The organism is Janthinobacterium sp. UMAB-60 (genome assembly GCF_900095235.1).
Lineage (GTDB): Bacteria > Pseudomonadota > Gammaproteobacteria > Burkholderiales > Burkholderiaceae_D > Janthinobacterium.
In genome coordinates this window covers 24,491-41,261 of record NZ_LT607507.1, presented here as the reverse complement: position 1 = coordinate 41,261, position 16,771 = coordinate 24,491, and the positions used below count along the sequence as shown (strand labels likewise).

Annotated in this window: 15 protein-coding genes; 7 read left to right on the top strand and 8 right to left on the bottom strand. The window is 67.5% G+C overall.

The window, feature by feature from the left end; genetic code table 11:
- The first annotated feature begins 208 nt into the window (after positions 1 to 208).
- From purT to K0F86_RS26365, 3 genes are read left to right on the top strand one after another with little or no spacing between them, the layout of a single operon-like run.
- On the top strand, positions 209 to 1,438 hold the full coding sequence (purT, locus tag K0F86_RS26375; RefSeq protein ID WP_219137078.1) for a formate-dependent phosphoribosylglycinamide formyltransferase: 1,230 nt from the start codon (positions 209 to 211) through the stop codon (positions 1,436 to 1,438).
- Complete coding sequence (locus K0F86_RS26370) at positions 1,438 to 1,869, top strand: DUF6678 family protein (protein WP_257572391.1); 432 nt, start codon at positions 1,438 to 1,440, stop codon at positions 1,867 to 1,869. Before purT ends, K0F86_RS26370 begins: the two co-directional genes overlap by 1 nt.
- A 16-nt stretch (positions 1,870 to 1,885) precedes the next feature.
- Positions 1,886 to 2,623 (top strand): hypothetical protein, encoded by a 738-nt coding sequence (locus tag K0F86_RS26365; protein ID WP_219137077.1) that lies wholly within the window; start codon positions 1,886 to 1,888, stop codon positions 2,621 to 2,623.
- Here the strand turns inward: K0F86_RS26365 and K0F86_RS26360 are convergent.
- Genes K0F86_RS26360 through K0F86_RS26335 form a run of 6 tightly spaced genes read right to left on the bottom strand, consistent with a single transcriptional unit; the run spans position 2,610 to position 7,320 of the window.
- The gene (locus K0F86_RS26360; RefSeq protein ID WP_219137076.1) at positions 2,610 to 3,305 is read right to left on the bottom strand and encodes an ABC transporter permease; all 696 of its coding nucleotides are present in this window, start codon (positions 3,303 to 3,305) and stop codon (positions 2,610 to 2,612) included. The genes K0F86_RS26365 and K0F86_RS26360 overlap by 14 nt on opposite strands.
- Positions 3,302 to 4,603, bottom strand: a complete 1,302-nt coding sequence (locus K0F86_RS26355) for a glycosyltransferase (RefSeq protein WP_257572390.1) — start codon at positions 4,601 to 4,603, stop codon at positions 3,302 to 3,304. The genes K0F86_RS26360 and K0F86_RS26355 overlap by 4 nt, the downstream gene beginning before the upstream one ends.
- Entirely contained in the window at positions 4,597 to 5,490 is an 894-nt protein-coding gene (locus tag K0F86_RS26350) for a hydrolase 1, exosortase A system-associated (protein WP_219137075.1), read from the bottom strand. The genes K0F86_RS26355 and K0F86_RS26350 overlap by 7 nt, the downstream gene beginning before the upstream one ends.
- Positions 5,487 to 6,347: a hydrolase 2, exosortase A system-associated gene (locus K0F86_RS26345; protein WP_257572389.1), complete on the bottom strand. Its 861-nt coding sequence runs from the start codon at positions 6,345 to 6,347 to the stop codon at positions 5,487 to 5,489. The genes K0F86_RS26350 and K0F86_RS26345 overlap by 4 nt, the downstream gene beginning before the upstream one ends.
- On the bottom strand, positions 6,344 to 6,586 hold the full coding sequence (locus tag K0F86_RS26340) for an acyl carrier protein (RefSeq protein WP_219137074.1): 243 nt from the start codon (positions 6,584 to 6,586) through the stop codon (positions 6,344 to 6,346). The genes K0F86_RS26345 and K0F86_RS26340 overlap by 4 nt, the downstream gene beginning before the upstream one ends.
- Positions 6,565 to 7,320, bottom strand: coding sequence for a GNAT family N-acetyltransferase (locus K0F86_RS26335; protein ID WP_219137073.1), 756 nt, complete (start codon positions 7,318 to 7,320; stop codon positions 6,565 to 6,567). The genes K0F86_RS26340 and K0F86_RS26335 overlap by 22 nt, the downstream gene beginning before the upstream one ends.
- Positions 7,321 to 7,506: 186 nt before the next feature.
- Here K0F86_RS26335 and K0F86_RS26330 point away from each other — a divergent pair, with 186 nt between their 5' ends.
- Genes K0F86_RS26330 through K0F86_RS26320 form a run of 3 tightly spaced genes read left to right on the top strand, consistent with a single transcriptional unit; the run spans position 7,507 to position 12,295 of the window.
- A complete protein-coding gene (locus K0F86_RS26330; RefSeq protein ID WP_219137072.1) occupies positions 7,507 to 9,102 on the top strand; it encodes an acyl-CoA ligase (AMP-forming), exosortase A system-associated in 1,596 nt (531 codons plus the stop codon).
- Positions 9,099 to 10,358 (top strand): pyridoxal-dependent decarboxylase, exosortase A system-associated, encoded by a 1,260-nt coding sequence (locus K0F86_RS26325; RefSeq protein WP_219137071.1) that lies wholly within the window; start codon positions 9,099 to 9,101, stop codon positions 10,356 to 10,358. Before K0F86_RS26330 ends, K0F86_RS26325 begins: the two co-directional genes overlap by 4 nt.
- On the top strand, positions 10,355 to 12,295 hold the full coding sequence (locus tag K0F86_RS26320) for an asparagine synthetase B (protein WP_219137070.1): 1,941 nt from the start codon (positions 10,355 to 10,357) through the stop codon (positions 12,293 to 12,295). The genes K0F86_RS26325 and K0F86_RS26320 overlap by 4 nt, the downstream gene beginning before the upstream one ends.
- Here the strand turns inward: K0F86_RS26320 and K0F86_RS26315 are convergent.
- Together K0F86_RS26315 and K0F86_RS26310 are read right to left on the bottom strand one after the other, a co-directional pair.
- Positions 12,204 to 13,139 (bottom strand): polysaccharide deacetylase family protein, encoded by a 936-nt coding sequence (locus tag K0F86_RS26315; RefSeq protein WP_219137069.1) that lies wholly within the window; start codon positions 13,137 to 13,139, stop codon positions 12,204 to 12,206. The genes K0F86_RS26320 and K0F86_RS26315 overlap by 92 nt on opposite strands.
- Positions 13,136 to 14,434: a putative O-glycosylation ligase, exosortase A system-associated gene (locus K0F86_RS26310; RefSeq protein ID WP_219137068.1), complete on the bottom strand. Its 1,299-nt coding sequence runs from the start codon at positions 14,432 to 14,434 to the stop codon at positions 13,136 to 13,138. Before K0F86_RS26310 ends, K0F86_RS26315 begins: the two co-directional genes overlap by 4 nt.
- Positions 14,435 to 14,581: 147 nt before the next feature.
- Between K0F86_RS26310 and K0F86_RS26305 the strand changes: the two genes are divergently transcribed.
- Positions 14,582 to 16,666, top strand: a complete 2,085-nt coding sequence (locus K0F86_RS26305) for a glycosyltransferase (protein WP_257572388.1) — start codon at positions 14,582 to 14,584, stop codon at positions 16,664 to 16,666.
- Positions 16,667 to 16,771 lie beyond the last annotated feature (105 nt).

Genomic DNA, 16,771 nt, shown 5'->3' with positions numbered 1-16,771 from the left:
GGGTGGTAAGGTCGGGCGGTGCGGCAGGGTTCATGGCGGCAAGGACGATGATGGATGATGGTTAATTGAGAATCATTCTCAATTATTGCATTGCCAGCTTGCGCTGGCAAGTGCCGCCGCCAGGGGCCGCACCATTGGCGCGCCCTGTCCAAGAGGGCCGGCATTTGCTATAGTCCCAGCCATCTTTCCAAAGCCACCTGACCCCGCCATGACCATTAGCACCATCAGCACCATCGCGCCCCGCACCTTCGGCACACCGCTGTCTTCCACCGCCATCAAAGTCATGCTGCTGGGTTCCGGCGAACTGGGCAAGGAAGTGATCATCGCGCTGCAGCGCCTGGGCGTGGAAGTGATCGCCGTCGACCGCTATCCGAACGCGCCCGGCCACCCGGTGGCGCACCGCTCGCACGTGATCGACATGAGCGACGGCGTGGCCTTGGCCGCCCTGATCGACCTGGAAAAGCCGGACCTGATCGTGCCGGAAATCGAAGCCATCGCCACGGAGACCCTGGCGGCGCTGGAAGCGGCCGGGCAAATCACCTGCATCCCGAACGCGCGCGCCGCCGTGCTGACGATGAACCGCGAAGGCATCCGCACGCTGGCCGCCGAAACGCTGGGCGTGGCGACGTCGCCATACCGCTTCGCCAGCAGCCTGCAAGAGCTGCAGCTGGCATGCCAGGAGATCGGCTTTCCCTGCGTGGTGAAACCCGTGATGTCGTCGTCGGGCAAGGGCCAGTCCAAGCTCGATGGCCCGCAAGATGTGGAAACGGCGTGGGCGCATGCGGCCAGCGGCGGCCGTGTCGATACCGGGCGCGTGATCGTCGAAGGCTTCATCGACTTCGATTATGAAATTACCCTGCTGACGGTGCGCGCCGTCGGCGCGTCGGGACAGATCGAGACGCAGTTCTGCGAGCCGATCGGCCATTTGCAGGTGCAGGGCGACTACGTCGAATCGTGGCAGCCGGCCCGCATGGCGCCGCTGGCCCTCGAACGCTCGCGCGAGATCGCCCGCAAGGTGACGGATAACCTGGGCGGCCTGGGGCTGTTCGGCGTGGAGCTGTTCGTCAAGGGCGACATGGTGTGGTTCTCGGAAGTGAGTCCCCGTCCGCACGACACGGGCATGGTCACCATGGCCAGCCAGGTGCAGAGCGAATTCGAACTGCACGCGAAAGCCATCCTGGGCTTGCCCGTCAACGTGGCGCTGCGCTCTCCCGGCGCTTCGGCCGTCATTTATGGCCAGCTGGAAGCGAAAGGCATCGCCTTCGAAGGCGTGGCCGACGCCTTGAGCGTGCCGGGCGCGGACTTGCGCCTGTTCGGCAAGCCCGAATCGTTCGCCCGCCGCCGCATGGGCGTGGCGCTGGCCACGGCCGACGATATCGACACGGCCCGCGCGCGCGCCGTGCTGGCCGCGTCGAAAGTCAAGCCGGTGGCGAAGTAATGGCTGGCCTGCCGCTGGCCGACGCTGGCGGCGGCGACATCAAGCGCAAGCTGCGCGGCCACATCGCGCGCCGTAACCTGGCGGGAGCCGCCAACGACTGCAAGTGGAACGAACTGCTGGCCTTCATGCGCGGGCGGACCGACTGGGCGCCATCGTACCGCTACGGTTCCGTGTCCGGCTACGTCTCGCGCTGGGATACGGAATGGGATTACCACCCGCCGTTCCCGTTCCTGGGCGTCGAATGGTTCGACATCAGCCTGTACTCGGAAGAACACGTGGCCATGCTGCTGCCCAAAAAAATCATCGACCACGGCGTGTGGATCGTCCCGGAGCTGGAACGCATCGGCTTCGATTTCGAGGTGCGCGACCGGGTGGCGCGCATCTGGGGCTATCTGCCCCGTTCCTATCACGATTTTCCTCCCGCCGACTAATTCAAAGACCAATCTCATGCCTGATAACGACATTCCCCAAGTAGCGCAACCGGACGACGCCGTCGTCGGCAAGGACGCGGGCGCGCAGATGCTGGCTGCGGCCTGCGCCGCGCGCGACGCCTTTTATGCCACCCTGGGCACGCTGGATGCCGACGTGCTGGCGCCGCTGCTCAATTCCGCCTTCATGGGAGGCCCGCGCTGGCCATCGTTGCGCCAGGCCTGGAGGGTGATCCGCCGTGCCGATTCGACCATCATCGCCAGCGATGGTTTGAGCGACCCCTTCGAAGATGACGACGACGTGTTTGTGCCGCGCGGCCACCTGCTGGAAGTGTGCATCGAGGCGCCGCTGTCCGCCTTCGACGGCGATGCGGTGCAGGCATCGTGGCTGTTCGACGTGATTTATCAAGTCAGCCAGAACGTGGCCGACCACGGTTCCATCGACTTGCTGCTGCAGCGCCATGGCAGCGTGTCGATGGTGCTGGACGTGCGGGATGCGCCGGCAGGCCTCGAAGACGAAAATGAACAGGTGGGCGTGCTGCTGGCACAGGGCACGGCCACGCTTCCCCCTTCTTTCGACACGCCATATGGCACAGTGATGCTGCTGACCGCCACCGTGCTGCAGCCGGCCGAACTGGCGCACATCCGCGCGGCCGCCGACAAGGCGCAGTCGCGGCGCGATCTGGCCGCAGCGCTGGCCGCCTCGCCGACGGGGCATTGGAGCGTGGCCCAGCGGCCGGCCGTCATTCCCCGCTAGGTTTTTCGACCGGCGGCGCGGCCGGTTCTTCCGTTGTCGGTGCCTCCTTTGCTTCCATGACGGCGGGCGGCGGTTCTTTCCACTTGCCCGCCGCCTTCAGCTTGTTCTTTAGCCCCGGCAAGGGAAAGCCCAGCGCATAGGCTTTTTGCGCGTGCGCGCTGGCTTTCTCGTATTCCTTCTTTTTCACGTACATCAAGCCCAGGTTGTACTGGATGGTGGCCTGCTCGGGCGCCAGGCGGCTGGCCGCGTCCAGCTGCTCCAGCGCCATGGCATCCTGGCCCGTGGCCAGCAAATAGCTGCCGTACACCATGCGCGCCGTCACGTCGTGCGGCGCGTAGGCGATCGCCCGTTCGAAGTAGCAGCTGACCGTGTAGCGGGCGCCGACCGGCTGCGCGCTTTTCAGGCGCAAGCCCAGTTTCGCCATCGAGGCCAGCGCCCGGTGGTGGTTCGGGAAGTGCTCCAGGGTGTAGCTGATGTCGCCGCCCAGGCTGCCCGTCATGCCTTGCGTGAGCGTTTCCACGGCGCGCGAAAAATGGAATTGTTCGACCACGGACAGGTCCTTGCGGTCTTCCGCGCTCGTGTAGTCGCCGCCCGTGGTGCCCTTGACGTAGGGCGGGCAGTCGGCGGCGTCGGCGCTGGCGCAGCGGGCGGCCAGGGCGCAGGCAAGTATCAGGTGCTTCATGCGGTTCTCCTGTGGCTGACCTGGTCCAGCACGTCGGCCAAGGCGTTGCTGCGGGCTTGCCGCGATTGCAGGGCGATGGCCGCGGGGCTGGCCAGCGGCGCGCGGCCCTGGCGCGCCAGTTCCAGGAAGCGCAGCAGCGCGCGCGCGCAATCGGCGCTGGACGCCAGCTGGCCGATGGTGTCGATGCCGCAGTGGCGCAGCTTGGCCGCGCTGTCGCCCGCCAGGTCGGTCAGCGCCAGGATAGGGCGGCGGCAGCGCAGGTATTCATACAGCTTGGCGGGAATCTGCGCATTGCAATTGGCCGCCTGCAGCAGCAGCAAGCCGTCGGCGGCCAGCATTTCCTGCAGCGCCGCGCCATGCGGCTGCAACGGTTCCAGGCGCACCAGGTCGAGGATGCCGTATTTCACCAGCAGGCTGGCCAGCCATGCATCGTGGCCCGTGGCGCGCAGCACCAGCTGGAAATTGCGCGCATGCAGCACGCCGTCGTGGCGCAGCTTTGCCAGCGCCTCGAACAGCGCTTGCGGATCGCGCTCGGACGGGTAGATCACGCCGCTGTGCAGCAGCAAAAAGCGGCTGCGGTGGCCCGTGCGCGCAGGATTGCTGTCATGGCCGTCTTCGTCGTAGCCGTTCTCGATCAGATGGAAGCGCTCACGCCCCACCTGTGCCAGGCGCCGCCGGTGGGCGTCGATGGCGCCCGGCGTGGTGCAGACGATGGCCGCGCTGCGCGCCGCGATGCGCTGTTCTATCCACGCATGCATGCGGTGCAAACGCACTTCGGACGGATATGGCGCCAGCGGGTCGCTGTCATCGAGCATGGGGTCGCGCTGGTCGGCGATCCACGGCAGGCCGCTGAGTTTTTGCAGGGTCAGCGCGATCAGGTGCGCCGTGGCGATCGGGTACGTCGACCAGATGGCGTCGGGGCGGTACTCGCGGATCATGCGCAGGCCGGCCGGCACGGCGCTCAACCACCAGGAACTCCAGCGGTCGGGCAGCGCCAGGCAGCGCGGATAGCGCCCGGCGATGGACAAATGGCGTGCCGCATCCAGCGCCAGGGTGCGCCGCACAGTGGCGCGCTCCCCGATCTGCGCCAGCTGGGACACGCCTGTTTGCGCATACGCGACAGGGCTGGGACTGAGCACCAGCGGCTGCCAGCCGCAGTCGGGCAAATGGCGCGCGAAGCCCAGGGTGCGCAAAATGCCGCTGCCGCCGGCCAGCGGCGGAAAATGGTAGGCGACCATCAGCACCCGTTTTGGTCGGGCCGCGTTCGGTCGGGCCGCGCTCGGTATGACGTCTACCATGACTGCAGCCAGCGTACGCACAGCTGTTCCACTTCGCCGCGCCAGGCGGCGCTGGCAAACGTGTGGTTGGCGCCAGCCACCTGCGCCTGCGTCCATTGCGCGCGGGCGGCGACGGCGCGCCAGGCCCCGTCGCCATTGAGCAGGGTTTGCCACTCGCGCGCACCCAGGTCGTCGCCGCTGAGGATCAGCAGCACCTTGCCCTGGAATTGCGTCAGCGCCCGTAGCAGGGCCGGCGCGGGCGCGTCGTCCTCCTGCGCTTCCTGCGTCTGCGCCTGCGTGGCGGCCGCCACCTGACGCAGCGACGCCAGGCTGGCGCCCATGCGTACGCCGCCGCTGGCAAGCTTGCGCCAGAACGCGCCTTGCAGCAGGCGTGGCAAATAGTAATGGCGCAAGGTGGCGCGCGCCAGGCCGGCGCTGCTGCGTACCCACGGATTGAGCAAAATCAGGGCATTGACGCGCGCGTCGCGCGGCGCATGGCAGGCCGCGGCCGTGGCGCCGTCGCACAAGCCCCACAGCGCCACTTCGCGCAACGATGGCACGGCGACGAAGAATTGCGCCAGCGCGCCGGCGATGTCGGGGCCGGCGGCGCGGTAGTCGCGCGCGCTGCCCTCGCTGTCGCCCATGCCGCGCAGGTCGAAACGCAGCACGGGCCAGCCTTGCGCGGCCAGGGCGCGCGCCAGCAGGACGAACTGGCGGTGGCTGCCGACCCGGTACTGCGGTCCGCCCGTGACGATCAATATGCCGCGCGAGCCCGGTGCGGCGGGCAGGCTGAGGATGCCGACCATGCGCGCCCGCGCTTCACCGTCTGCGGCCGCGCTGCGAAAGCGCAGGGCCAGCTCGCGCACGCTGTGCCCTGTGAGGTGCTGCTGACTGCTGTCGCGTTTCATGGCGGCGTCCTTTCTTCGTCGAGCCAGTCGCGGCACAGGGTGCGCGTGGCGGCCAGCAGCTGCGGACACGCCAGCAGCTCGCCGCTGTGCCAGAACGGGCCGTCGCCGAAGCTGGCCACGTGCACGGCGGCGCCCTGTTCGCGCCAGTGGCGCGCCAGCGGCGGCAATGGCGCGGCCGCTTGTTCCGGCGCCTGGTAATCGAGCCAGTAGACGGGCACGGACGGCAGCAGGGCGGACGCGCTGACGCCATCGATGGCCAGCGCCAGCTCGGGCGCCAGCAGGTAGCCGGCCACTTCCACAGATTCACCCTGCGCCAGTGCCGCGCGCGCGTGGCCGGGCGCTTCCTGCGTGCCGCCGGCCAGCATGCTGGTCGCCAGGCGCAGGCGCAGGAAGCGGTCGATGCCGCGCCGTCCATCGGCTTCCGGCTGCCATAGCAGCAAACGCGCCAGCGGCAGCGGCGCGCGGCTGGCGAAATCGAGGGCCAGCAGGGCGCCCAGGCGCAAGCCCCACACGCTCAAGGGACCGTCGACGCGCTGCGCCAGCCACGCGCAAGCCAGGTGCAGGTCGTTGTGCCAGATATCCCAGCGCGCTTCGCTGAAGTCGCCGCTGCTGTCGCCGCAGCCGTACAGGTCGATCTGCAGCACGCTGTAACCCAGGGCGGCAAAGGCGCGCGCCTGCGCGGCGGCCACGTGGCGGCTTTTGTTCAGTTCTTCCGCGAACGGATGCACGTAGATAATGCCGCCGCGCGCGCCGCGGCCCGGCGGTGGCAGGTGCAGCAGGCAGTAGCGCTGGCCGCCGCTGGCGGGCAGGAAGAAGGGCAGCAGCGGCAGCGCGTCGAGGGCGGCGCCGTTCATCATCGCAGCTGCGCAAACACGAAGTCGTGCAGGGTGCCCACGGTGGCGAAGTGGCGCGCGTGGATGTCGTCGTCGGCGACGATGATGCCGAAATGGTCTTCCAGCGCGGCGATCACGCCGATCACGGCCATCGAGTCGAGTTCCGGCACGCTGCCCAAGAGCGGCGTGTGGGCTTCCAGCGCCCGCCCGTTCAAGCCCAGCGTGGTGTCGAGGATGCGTTTTACTGCTTCAAGATGCGGCATGTCAGCTCCAGGGAAGGGTAGTGCGGCAGGGACGAGGTATCGAAGGCGAGGCAGGGGATGTCGTCCGGGCGGCGCGACAAGTGGACATACGGCGGCAGGCTGGCGGCCATCCATTGCCAGCGCCCGCAGCGGAGAAAGGTGGCCGTGCCCAGCGCGTGCGTGCCCAGGCGCGCATGGGCGCCCAGCGAGGCGCGGTTGAAGCGCGAAATGCGGCTGCACGACCAGCGCACGCCCTGCGCGTGCAGCGCGGCGTTGGCTTCTTCCCACAGCCGGGCGAAGACCAGGCCGCCGCGCTGCTCGGGATGCACCCACACGTCGAGGTCCCACGACGACTGCTGCGACGCCAGCGCATAGCGGGCGCGCACCTCGTCTTCCTGGCAGCCGTGGCGCAGCAGCCAGATCCAGCCGGCCATGCCAGACTTGTCACGCGCCACCAGGCATTGCGCGCCTTGCCGATAGCGTTCGCGCAGCGCGCCGGGGCGGCGCTCGGGGCCGGGCGGCAAGTCCGCCTCCGCCAGGCAGGGCATGACGGTGATGGCCTGGCCGCGCCCGCGGCACAGCGAACCGGGCGCCACGGCTTGCGCGACGAATTGATAACGATATAGCGCGTAGCGCCCGCCCGGCACCATCGCCAGCAAGCGCGCCACGGCCAGCCAGGCGCTGTCGCGCCAGCCCAGCTGATGGAGGCTGGCGCTCAGCCGTTGCAGCAGGGGAAATTGTGGAAACAGGGCCATGGCGGTAAGGGGTGAGGCGGCTATGCAGCCAACGCTGTCCATTAGAGCGCAGCGGCCAGCGGCGGTCTTGCGCCGGCTCAAGCTGTGTTGCTGAAACTGTTAATTGATCAAAATCAAGACCGCTGTGGCCGTTTGTCTGAATCATAGGGGAATGCATGGCAATCATGGCAACCCGGGGATGAAACGATGGCGACACTGATACACGATCTGATCTTCGACACGGCGCAGCGCGCGCCCCACGCGCCCGCCCTGTCGTGGCAGGGCGAGGAAACAAGCTATGCCGCTCTGGCGCAATCCGTGCGCGAAGCGGCCGGCACCTTGCTGACCCTGGGCTTGCGGCGTGGCGCGCGCGTGGCCGTGTACCTGGAAAAACGCCCGGAAAACGTCAGCGCCATGTTTGGCGCGGCGGCGGCAGGCGGCGTGTTCGTGCCCGTCAATCCGCTGCTCAAGCCGGACCAGGTGGCGTATATCCTGGCCGATTGCAACGTGGCCATCCTCGTCACCTCGCGCGAGCGCCTGGCGCAGCTGGGTCCCGCGCTGGCCGCCTGCCCGGACTTGCAGACGGTGCTGCTGACGGGAGAATCCCTGCCGGAATCGCACCTGGGCAAGCTGCGCGTGCTGCCGTGGACTGCAGTGCCCACCAATGTGCCCGCGCCGAGGCCGCACGCGGCGATCGACACGGACATGGCCGCCATTTTGTATACCTCGGGCAGCACGGGGCGGCCGAAAGGCGTGGTGCTGTCGCACCGCAACATGCTGGCCGGCGCGCTCAGCGTGTCTGGCTATCTGCGCAACACGCCGGATGACCGGATTTTGTGCGTCCTGCCGCTCAGCTTTGATTACGGCTTGAGCCAGCTGACGACGGCCTTTGCCAGCGGCGCCTGCGCCGTGCTGATGAATTATCTGCTGCTGCGCGACATCGTCGAAGCCGTGGAGCAGGAAGCCATCACGGGACTGGCCGCCGTGCCGCCCCTGTGGGTGCAGCTGGCGCAGCTGAGCTGGCCCTTGTCCACGCCTTTGCGCTACATCACCAATTCGGGCGGCGTGATGCAGCGCTCCACCTTGGACAAGCTGCGCGAGTCGCTGCCGCGCGCGCAGGTCTACCTGATGTATGGCTTGACGGAAGCGTTCCGTTCCACGTATCTGGCGCCGGAACAGCTGGAGCGGCGACCCGATTCCATCGGGCAAGCGATCCCGAATGCGGAAGTGCTGGTGCTGCGCCCCGACGGCAGCGTGTGCGACGCCGACGAGCCGGGCGAGCTCGTGCATCGTGGCGCGCTGGTGGCGCTTGGCTACTGGAACGATGCGGCGCGCACGGCCGAGCGCTTCAAGCCGCTGCCGCCGCAGGCCAGCGGCCTGGTGCTGCCGGAACTGGCCGTCTGGTCGGGCGACACCGTGCGCCGCGATGCGGATGGCTATCTGTATTTCGTGGGCCGCAGCGATGACATGATCAAGACGTCCGGCTACCGGGTCAGCCCGGCCGAGATCGAGGAAGTCGCGTATGCGAGCGGGCTGGTGGGCGAGGCGGTCGCGCTGGGCTTGCCCCATGCCGTGCTGGGCCAGGCCATCGCCTTGCTCGTCACGCCCGCGCCCGGTGTCGCATTGCAGCGCGACAAGGTGCTGGCCGCCTGCCGCGCGCGCCTGCCCAGCTATATGGTGCCGCTGTGGCTGGAAATCCGCGACGGCGTGCTGCCGCGCAATCCGAATGGCAAGATCGACCGTCCCTTGCTGGCCAGGGAACTGGCGCGTGCATATGCGCTCCAATCAGGAGGTGCGGCATGAAGGATTTGATCCGCTCGAACAGCACGGAATTGCCGTCGCACGCGGCCCTGGGCCAGCAGTTCGCCGTGGACAACGACATGCTGCAGCTCGGTGGCGTGTCCTTGCAGCGGCTGGCCCAGCGGGTGGGCAGCACGCCGTTTTACGCCTATGAGCGCGCGCACATCACGCGCCGCGTGGCGGAACTGCGCGCCGCCTTGCCCGCTGGCGTGCATGTGCATTACGCGATGAAGGCCAATCCCATGCCGGCCGTGGTGCAATGGCTGGCGGGTCTGGTCGATGGCATTGACGTGGCCTCGGGCGGCGAACTGGCCACCGCGCTCGATACGCCCATGCCGGCCGAACGCATCAGTTTTGCGGGGCCGGGCAAGAGTGATGGTGAACTGGCGCGGGCCGTGGCGGCGGGCGTCTTGATCAACGTGGAATCGGGCGCCCAGCTGGAAAGGACGGCGCTGGCCAGCGAACGGCTGGGCGTGGCGGCCAGGGTGGCCGTGCGCGTGAATCCCGATTTCGCCCTGCGCCGCACGGGCATGCGCATGGGCGGTGGGGCGCAACCGTTTGGCGTCGATGCGGCCCTGGTGCCGGCGCAGCTGGGCCGCATCGGCCAACTGGGCCTGGATTTTCACGGCTTTCACTTGTATGCGGGTTCGCAAAACCTGTCGGCGGCGGCCCTGGTGGAAGCGCAAGCGCTCAGCGTGCAGCTAGCCCTGCAGCTGGCCGACAGCGCGCCATCGCCCTTGCGCACGCTGAATATCGGTGGCGGCTTCGGCGTGCCGTATTTTCCCGGCGACCAGGCGCTCGACCTGGCGCCCGTGGCCGCAGGCTTGCAGCGGCAGCTCGATCTGCTGGCCCAGGCGGCACCAGGCGTGCGCCTGAACCTGGAACTGGGCCGCTATCTGGTGGCGGAGGCCGGTATCTATGTGTGCAAGGTGATTGAGCGCAAGCAGTCGCATGGACAGGTATTTCTCGTGACGGATGGCGGCTTGCACCACCACCTGGCCGCTTCGGGCAATTTTGGCCAGCTGATCCGCAAGAATTACCCGGTCGCCATCGGCAACCGGCTGCACGGCGGGCCGCGCGAAGTGGCGTCCGTCGTAGGGCCGCTGTGCACGCCGCTGGACTTGCTGGCCGACCAGATGGAGATGGCGCGCGCCGGGGAGGGCGACCTGGTGGTGGTGTTCCAGTCGGGCGCATATGGCTTGACGGCCAGCCCGACGGCCTTTCTCGGCCATCCCTTGCCGGCCGAGGTGCTCGTATGAGCGGCCTGTGCGGTTGGCTGGCGGCGGGCGGCGCATCGCAGGGCGGCACTACGGCCGATGGCGCCGCGACCACCGCGCTGGCCGGCATGGCCGCGCCCCTGTCGCGTTTCGATGGCGCGCCCCTGGCCGCCAGCTTGAGCGAAGTGGGCGGCGTGGCCGTGGCCGCCATCGACGGCAGCCGCCATGTATATCAGCAAGATGGCTTGCAAGTGGCCATCTGGGGCCGGCCCGTGCTCGACGGCTCGGCCGACGACGTGGCGTCCCGCCTCGCTTCCCTGTGGCTGAGCCGTGGCGTGGCCGCCTGCGCCAGCCTGTCCGGGCCTTTCTGTTTAGCCATCCTCGACGCCTTTTCCGGCTCGGCCCTGCTGGCCGTGGACCGTGCCGGCATCCACCCCCTCAGCTATGCGAGCAATGCGCAAGGCCTGTTTTTTGCCTCATCGATGGATGCCTTGCTGGCCCATCCGTCCGTGCGGGGCGCGCTCGATCCGCAAGCGCTGTATCACTATTTGTATTTCCACATGGTGCCCGGCCCGGCCACGGCCTATCTGGGCCAGCAGCGCTTGCTGCCCGGCGAATACCTGCATGTGCGCGGCGGCAAGCAATGCAAGGGCAGCTACTGGCAACTGGCCTTCCACGAGCCGGCAGCAGGGCGTGCGCGGCGCAGCTTCGCCAGCAACAAGCAGGAATTCCTGCGCTTGCTGCGCCAGGCCGTGGAAAGTAGCCTGGGCAATGATAGCGCCAGCACGGGCGCGTTTCTCAGCGGCGGCACGGACAGTTCCACTCTGGCCACTATCATCGGGCAGGTGACGGGCCGCCCCGCGCGCACGTATTCCATCGGTTTCGACGCGCCCGGCTATGACGAAATGGCGTATGCGCGCCTGGCCGCCAGCCACGCGGGCAGCATCCACCACGAGCGCTACGTGACGCCAGACGACGTGCTGGCAGCGATCCCCGCCATGGCGGCCGTTTTCGACCAGCCTTTCGGCAATGCCTCGGCCATTCCCGCCTACTATTGCGCGCAGATGGCGCGCGACGATGGCGTGACGCGTTTGCTGGGAGGCGATGGCGGCGACGAATTGTTTGGCGGCAATGAGCGCTATGCGCACCAGGCCTTGCTGTCGCAATATGAACGCTTGCCCGTCATGCTGCGCCAGGCCATCATCGAGCCGCTGCTGTTCCGTGAGCAGACAAGTAAGCCGTGGCGCTTGGGCGACAAGGCGCGCCGCTACATTGAGCAGGCCAGTCTGCCGCTGCCGGCCCGCCTCGACGGCTATAACTTGCTGCTGCGCCATGGCTACCGCACGGTGCTGGAAGCGGGTTTTATCGACACCATCGACCCGGGCATGGCGCCCGGCTGCGTGAATGGCGCGTATTGGGAGCGGCAGGGCCAGGGCTTGAGTCAGATCAATGAGTTGCTGGCGCTGGACATGCGTTTTACGTTGGCCGACAACGACCTGTTCAAGGTGCGCAAGGCGTGCGAGCTGGCGGGCGTGGAAGCGGCGTTTCCCTTCCTGCACGATGCGATGGTGGCGTTCGCTGCGCGCCTGGCGCCGCGCGACAAGCTTGACGGCAGGCAGTTGCGGCCCTTCTTCAAGCGGGCGCTGGCGGAAATCCTGCCGCCGGCCATCGTGCGCAAGAAAAAGCACGGTTTCGGCTTGCCCTTCGGCCAGTGGCTGCACAGCCACAGGCCGCTGCGCGACTTCGCCTTCGACAACCTGACGCAGCTGCGCGGGCGCGGCATCGTGCGGCCCGCCTTCATCGACGATTTACAAGGGCGCTTGCTGGCGGAGCACCCTGCCTACCACGGCACCATGGTGTGGCTGCTGCTGATGCTGGAACAGTGGCTCAGCCAGCATCCGGGCGCGCTGGGTGCGCTTGCCGACGGTTTTGCCGCAAGCGCCACAGAAACGCCAGCCGTCCTCGATCCCACGGCGTAAAGCGGGGCAGCTGCAGCAAGTCCAGCCCCGCGCCGGGGCGCGCCACGCCCCAGTCCGTCGCCACGGCCGCCGTGAACCCCAGGCTGCGCACCATCGCCACGTGGGATGCGCCGTAATCGCGCCCGGCCTTGCCGTTCGGATACGCAAACACGGTGACGGGCGCCTGGATAAAATTTTCCAGCTGATGCTTGCCGTTGGCGATGTCCAGCCGCGCCTCGCGCTCCGGCAAGGTGGACAAGATCGGATGGCCCATCGTGTGCGCGCCCAGCGTCATGCCTGCCGCCTGCAATTGGCGCAGCTGCGCCGTGCTCAGCATGGCTGGCGCTCCGGCCGTGGCGCTCGCCTGGCGGCGGATCTGCATGGCCAGCTGCTGGCGCCGGTCGAACGGCAGGTACTTGAGCTGGCCCAGCAAGGTGGCGATGGCCGCTTGCCGCTGCGCCAGATCGGCGACGGGCAGGCGGTCCAGCCCGAGTTCGCGCAAGTCGAGTACGGCACCTGGCGCCTGGCGCACGGCCTCGATCACCGTGTCGTTCCACATTTGCCCGCCGTCCAGGTAGCCCGTGGCGATAAAAAACGTGGCGTGCAAGCCGTGGCGCTGCAGCAGCGGCAGGGCCACTTGCGCATTGTCGGCATAGCCGTCGTCGAAGGTGATGCAGGCGGCGCGCGGCGGCAGGCTGCCATCCTGCAGCCGCTGCACGGCCTCGGCCAGCGGCAGCGGCGCATAGAAACGTTTTACAAGGCGCAGCTGGCGCTCGAACAGGGCCGCATCGACTTCGCCGGGAAACAGCGGGTCGGGCCGCGCCAGCACGCGGTGGTAGATCAGGATGGACAAGGTGGCGCTCATGGCTGCTCCGCGACGGCGGCCCGGGCCTTGGCCCTGGCCTGGCGCCATGTGGGGGCCGGTGCCTGCCGCTCGACGATGATGCGCGTGGCGATCAGGGCGGCCATCAGGTAATACGGCATGTCGAAATACAGCAGGCTGAGGAAGGCGCCGCCCACGGCAAAGCCGATCAGGCTGGCCTGGCTCATGGTGGCCAGGCCGTGCGCCCAGCGCAATTCCGGCTGGCCCCGCGTGCGGCGGATGATGACGGCCGCCGTGCGCCAGGTGGCGAGGCCGAGCGCCAGGTAAATCAACAGGCCGACGAAGCCGTGTTCGCCCAACACCTGGAAGTAGATGCTGTGCGCCGCGTGCACATCCATGGGGTTGGGCGCGTAGCGGGCAAAGATGGCGGCGTCGGACACGTCGAAGCCGCCGCCCAGGAAACGGTCGCGCGCCAGGTTCCAGGCCATGCGCCAGGCATTCAGGCGGCCCATGGCGGATTCATCCTCCTGGTAGGTGTTGATGGTATCCATGCGCTCGGCCCAGCGTTCGGGCATGAAGGCCAGCAGCAGCGGCGCGACCGCACCGAGCAGCGCGCCCAGCACCAGCTTGCGGTCGCTTTTCAGCCACATGAACAGGCCCATGGCGGCAATCGCCAGCAGCGCGCCGCGCGAATACGAGCCCAGCGCGGCCAGGGCCGACAGCAGCATCGCCGCGGACAAGCCATGACGCACCCAGCGTCGATGTTTTTCCGTGTTTTGTTGCAGGTAATACATGAGGGGAATGGTGATGATCAGGGCCAGGGCCAGCGCATTGTTATCCCCAATAAATGTTTCTTCCGGTCCCCAGACCCGCTCCGTGCCGCCGCTGCGGATGGTGAAGATGCCGCCCTTCACGCCGTAATAGCCGATCGAGCCCACCAGCACCCACACGAGGCGCACGATGTCGCGCCGCGTGCGTATCACCATCATGACCACAAAGCTCATCAGCATGATCTTCATGACCTTGTTCCACTGCACCCACGACGACTCGGGCAACAGGGCGAACGGGGCCGTGATATTCATCCACGCCACGAACAGCAGCAGCAGCACGCTGACGGGCGTCAGCGGCAGGTTTTTCGGCTCGCGCGTCATGAACAGGCTGACCATGGTGGCGATGGCGATGATGAAGGCGAACGGCAAGTGGGTGGCAAAGCCCCAGGCCTGCGTGTGGGGATTCATCACGCTGACCCATACCCACATCAGGCCGCCGATGGCCGGTGACTTCAGGGTGAAGGGCAGCGAACCGAGGATGATGATGGTAATTAGTATGTCGCGCATGAAGGGGGACGCTCCTGGTTTTGCCTGCATGGTCTTGATGCCTGTCAACGGGCTGGCGGGCAGGCTCGGTACACTGGCTCAACACTGTCCAGCACGTTGTTGAGTCCTTACATAGTTTTGTCATGGTAAGACCAAGGAGGCATGTCCTTGTTGACCGTTCTCATGGCGACCTACAATGGCGCCGGCACCTTGCCCCAGGTATTGCGCGCCTACATGGGGCTGCGTTCGCCCGTGGGCGGCTGGCGCCTGGTCATCGCCGACAATGGCAGCACGGACGCCACGGGCCGGGTGCTCGCCGCCTTTCGCGGCCGCTTGCCTTTGAGCTATATCTACGTGGCGCGGCGCGGCCGCAGTCCCGCCCTGAACGGCGCCGTCGAGCACGCCTTGGGTTCAAGCGGTGATGGCGGCGAGCTGTTCGTCTTTGGCGACGACGACGCCATGCCCGCATCCGACTGGCTGTGCCGCTTGCAGGACAGTGCGCGGGCCCACCCTGGCTACGCCCTGTTCGGCGGCGCCATCGTGCCCGCCTGGCGGGAAAAGCCGGCCGACTGGCTGCTGCGCCTGACGCCTGTCGGCTTGACGTGGGGCATTACCAGCCCCGACCTGCGCGACGCGCCCGTGTATCCGGGCCTGGTGTGGGGCGCCAATATGGCGATTCGCCGCCGCATTTTCGAGGCGGGCGCCCGCTATGACGAAAGCATCGGCCCGCAGGGAGCCAATTACGCCATGGGCAGCGAAACCAAGCTGAACCTGGAAATATACCGTTCCGGCAACCCTTCCTGGTTCTGTCCCAAGGCCAGGGTGGCACACATCATCCGCGTGCAGCAGGTGCAGCCCGACTGGATATTGCACCGCTCCTTCCTGTTTGGCCGGGGCCAGTGCCGCCTCGTCGCGCCGGCGCCCAGCGTGGAATGGCTCGGCGTGCCGCGCTGGATGCTGGGCCGCTATCTGCGCGACGGCCTGGCCCGCGCGCGCGCCTGGCTGCGGAGGGACCGCGAAACGCTGTTCCTGTGCCACTGGGAAATGGCCGCGCTGCGCGGCTACTTCCATGAAGCGTGGCGCGGCCGCCGAAAGCGCCTGCCGCGCATTGTCATCACCAGCTATTCCGGCGAACTGGGCGGCATGGAACTGCGCATGGCGCAGGAAGCGCGCATGCTTGGCAAGGCCGGCTATGACAGCATGCTGGCGCTGCGGCGCTTTCCCGGTTTTACGGCCTGGGCGCAAGACCTGCGCGCACTGCAGATGCAAGTGCGCGTGTACGAGCCGCCTTTGTTTCTCGAACACTGGGCATGGCGCCGCTGGAATTGGCTGCGCGCCAGGGTCACGGGCGCCTGGCGGCTGCGGCGGCTGCGGCCGGACCTGGTCCATGTGGCGTTTTGCTGGACGGCATATGGCGCCTCCATCCTGTGGCTGGCCCGTCAATGCCGCTTGCCGGCCGTGATCAGCGTGCACAACGCGTTTCCTCTGGAAACCTTCAGCGACTGGCAGCGGCCCCGGCTGGAAGAGGCGTTTCGCGGCGTCAAAGGCGTGTATGCCGTGTCGGACTCGGCCATGCGGCATTTCCTCGACCTGTACCGCGACATGCTGTCGCCGCAGACGCGGCTGGCCGTCATTCCCAACGGCGTCGATACGGACACGTTTATTTTCTCGCCGGAACGGAGAATACAGGCGCGCAAGGAACTGGGGCTGCCGCCGGATGCGCTCGTGCTCGGCTGCGTGGCGCGACTCTCCGCGCAAAAGCGCCCGCAAGCGCTGCTGGCCCTGTTCGCCAGGCTGGCGCCGCAGTTTCCCCAGCTATATTTAGTGCTCGTGGGCACGGGACCGCTGGAAGCCATGCTGCGGCTGCAGGCGCAGCAATCGGGTTTGCAGGACAGAGTCGTGTTCGCCGGCTTCCGGCAGCGCGTCGAGCTGCTGATGCCCGCCTTCGACCTGCATCTGCTGTTGAGCAAGAACGAAGGCTTCGGCATCGCCACCATCGAAGCCATGGCTTGCGGCGTGCCGGCCGTGGGCACGGACGTGCCGGGCACCCATGACATCCTGCACGATAGCGAAGGGGGCCTGCTGTTGCCGTTCGACGACGAGGACGCCGCCTGCGCGGCCGTGGCGGACTTGTTGCGCGACCCGGCGCGGCGTCAGCGCATGGGGCGCCAGGCCCGCCTGGAAGCGGAACAGCACTATTCAATGCAGCGGCTGGAGCAGCAGCTGCGCCAGTTCTATGCCGGTCTCGTGTAGCGCCAGGAGCTTGCCCACATGAATGCCACGCGCCATTCCTTCTTCTTTTCCTTTGCTGAAAAGTACACGGTGCTGCTACTGGGCATAGTCGCTACGATGATCCTG

Coding starts and splice junctions, on each gene's coding strand:
- purT (WP_219137078.1), top strand. CDS start 209: ATGACCATTAGCACCATCAGCACCATCGCGCCCCGCACCTTCGGCACA.
- K0F86_RS26370 (WP_257572391.1), top strand. CDS start 1,438: ATGGCTGGCCTGCCGCTGGCCGACGCTGGCGGCGGCGACATCAAGCGC.
- K0F86_RS26365 (WP_219137077.1), top strand. CDS start 1,886: ATGCCTGATAACGACATTCCCCAAGTAGCGCAACCGGACGACGCCGTC.
- K0F86_RS26360 (WP_219137076.1), bottom strand. CDS start 3,305: ATGAAGCACCTGATACTTGCCTGCGCCCTGGCCGCCCGCTGCGCCAGC.
- K0F86_RS26355 (WP_257572390.1), bottom strand. CDS start 4,603: ATGGTAGACGTCATACCGAGCGCGGCCCGACCGAACGCGGCCCGACCA.
- K0F86_RS26350 (WP_219137075.1), bottom strand. CDS start 5,490: ATGAAACGCGACAGCAGTCAGCAGCACCTCACAGGGCACAGCGTGCGC.
- K0F86_RS26345 (WP_257572389.1), bottom strand. CDS start 6,347: ATGATGAACGGCGCCGCCCTCGACGCGCTGCCGCTGCTGCCCTTCTTC.
- K0F86_RS26340 (WP_219137074.1), bottom strand. CDS start 6,586: ATGCCGCATCTTGAAGCAGTAAAACGCATCCTCGACACCACGCTGGGC.
- K0F86_RS26335 (WP_219137073.1), bottom strand. CDS start 7,320: ATGGCCCTGTTTCCACAATTTCCCCTGCTGCAACGGCTGAGCGCCAGC.
- K0F86_RS26330 (WP_219137072.1), top strand. CDS start 7,507: ATGGCGACACTGATACACGATCTGATCTTCGACACGGCGCAGCGCGCG.
- K0F86_RS26325 (WP_219137071.1), top strand. CDS start 9,099: ATGAAGGATTTGATCCGCTCGAACAGCACGGAATTGCCGTCGCACGCG.
- K0F86_RS26320 (WP_219137070.1), top strand. CDS start 10,355: ATGAGCGGCCTGTGCGGTTGGCTGGCGGCGGGCGGCGCATCGCAGGGC.
- K0F86_RS26315 (WP_219137069.1), bottom strand. CDS start 13,139: ATGAGCGCCACCTTGTCCATCCTGATCTACCACCGCGTGCTGGCGCGG.
- K0F86_RS26310 (WP_219137068.1), bottom strand. CDS start 14,434: ATGCGCGACATACTAATTACCATCATCATCCTCGGTTCGCTGCCCTTC.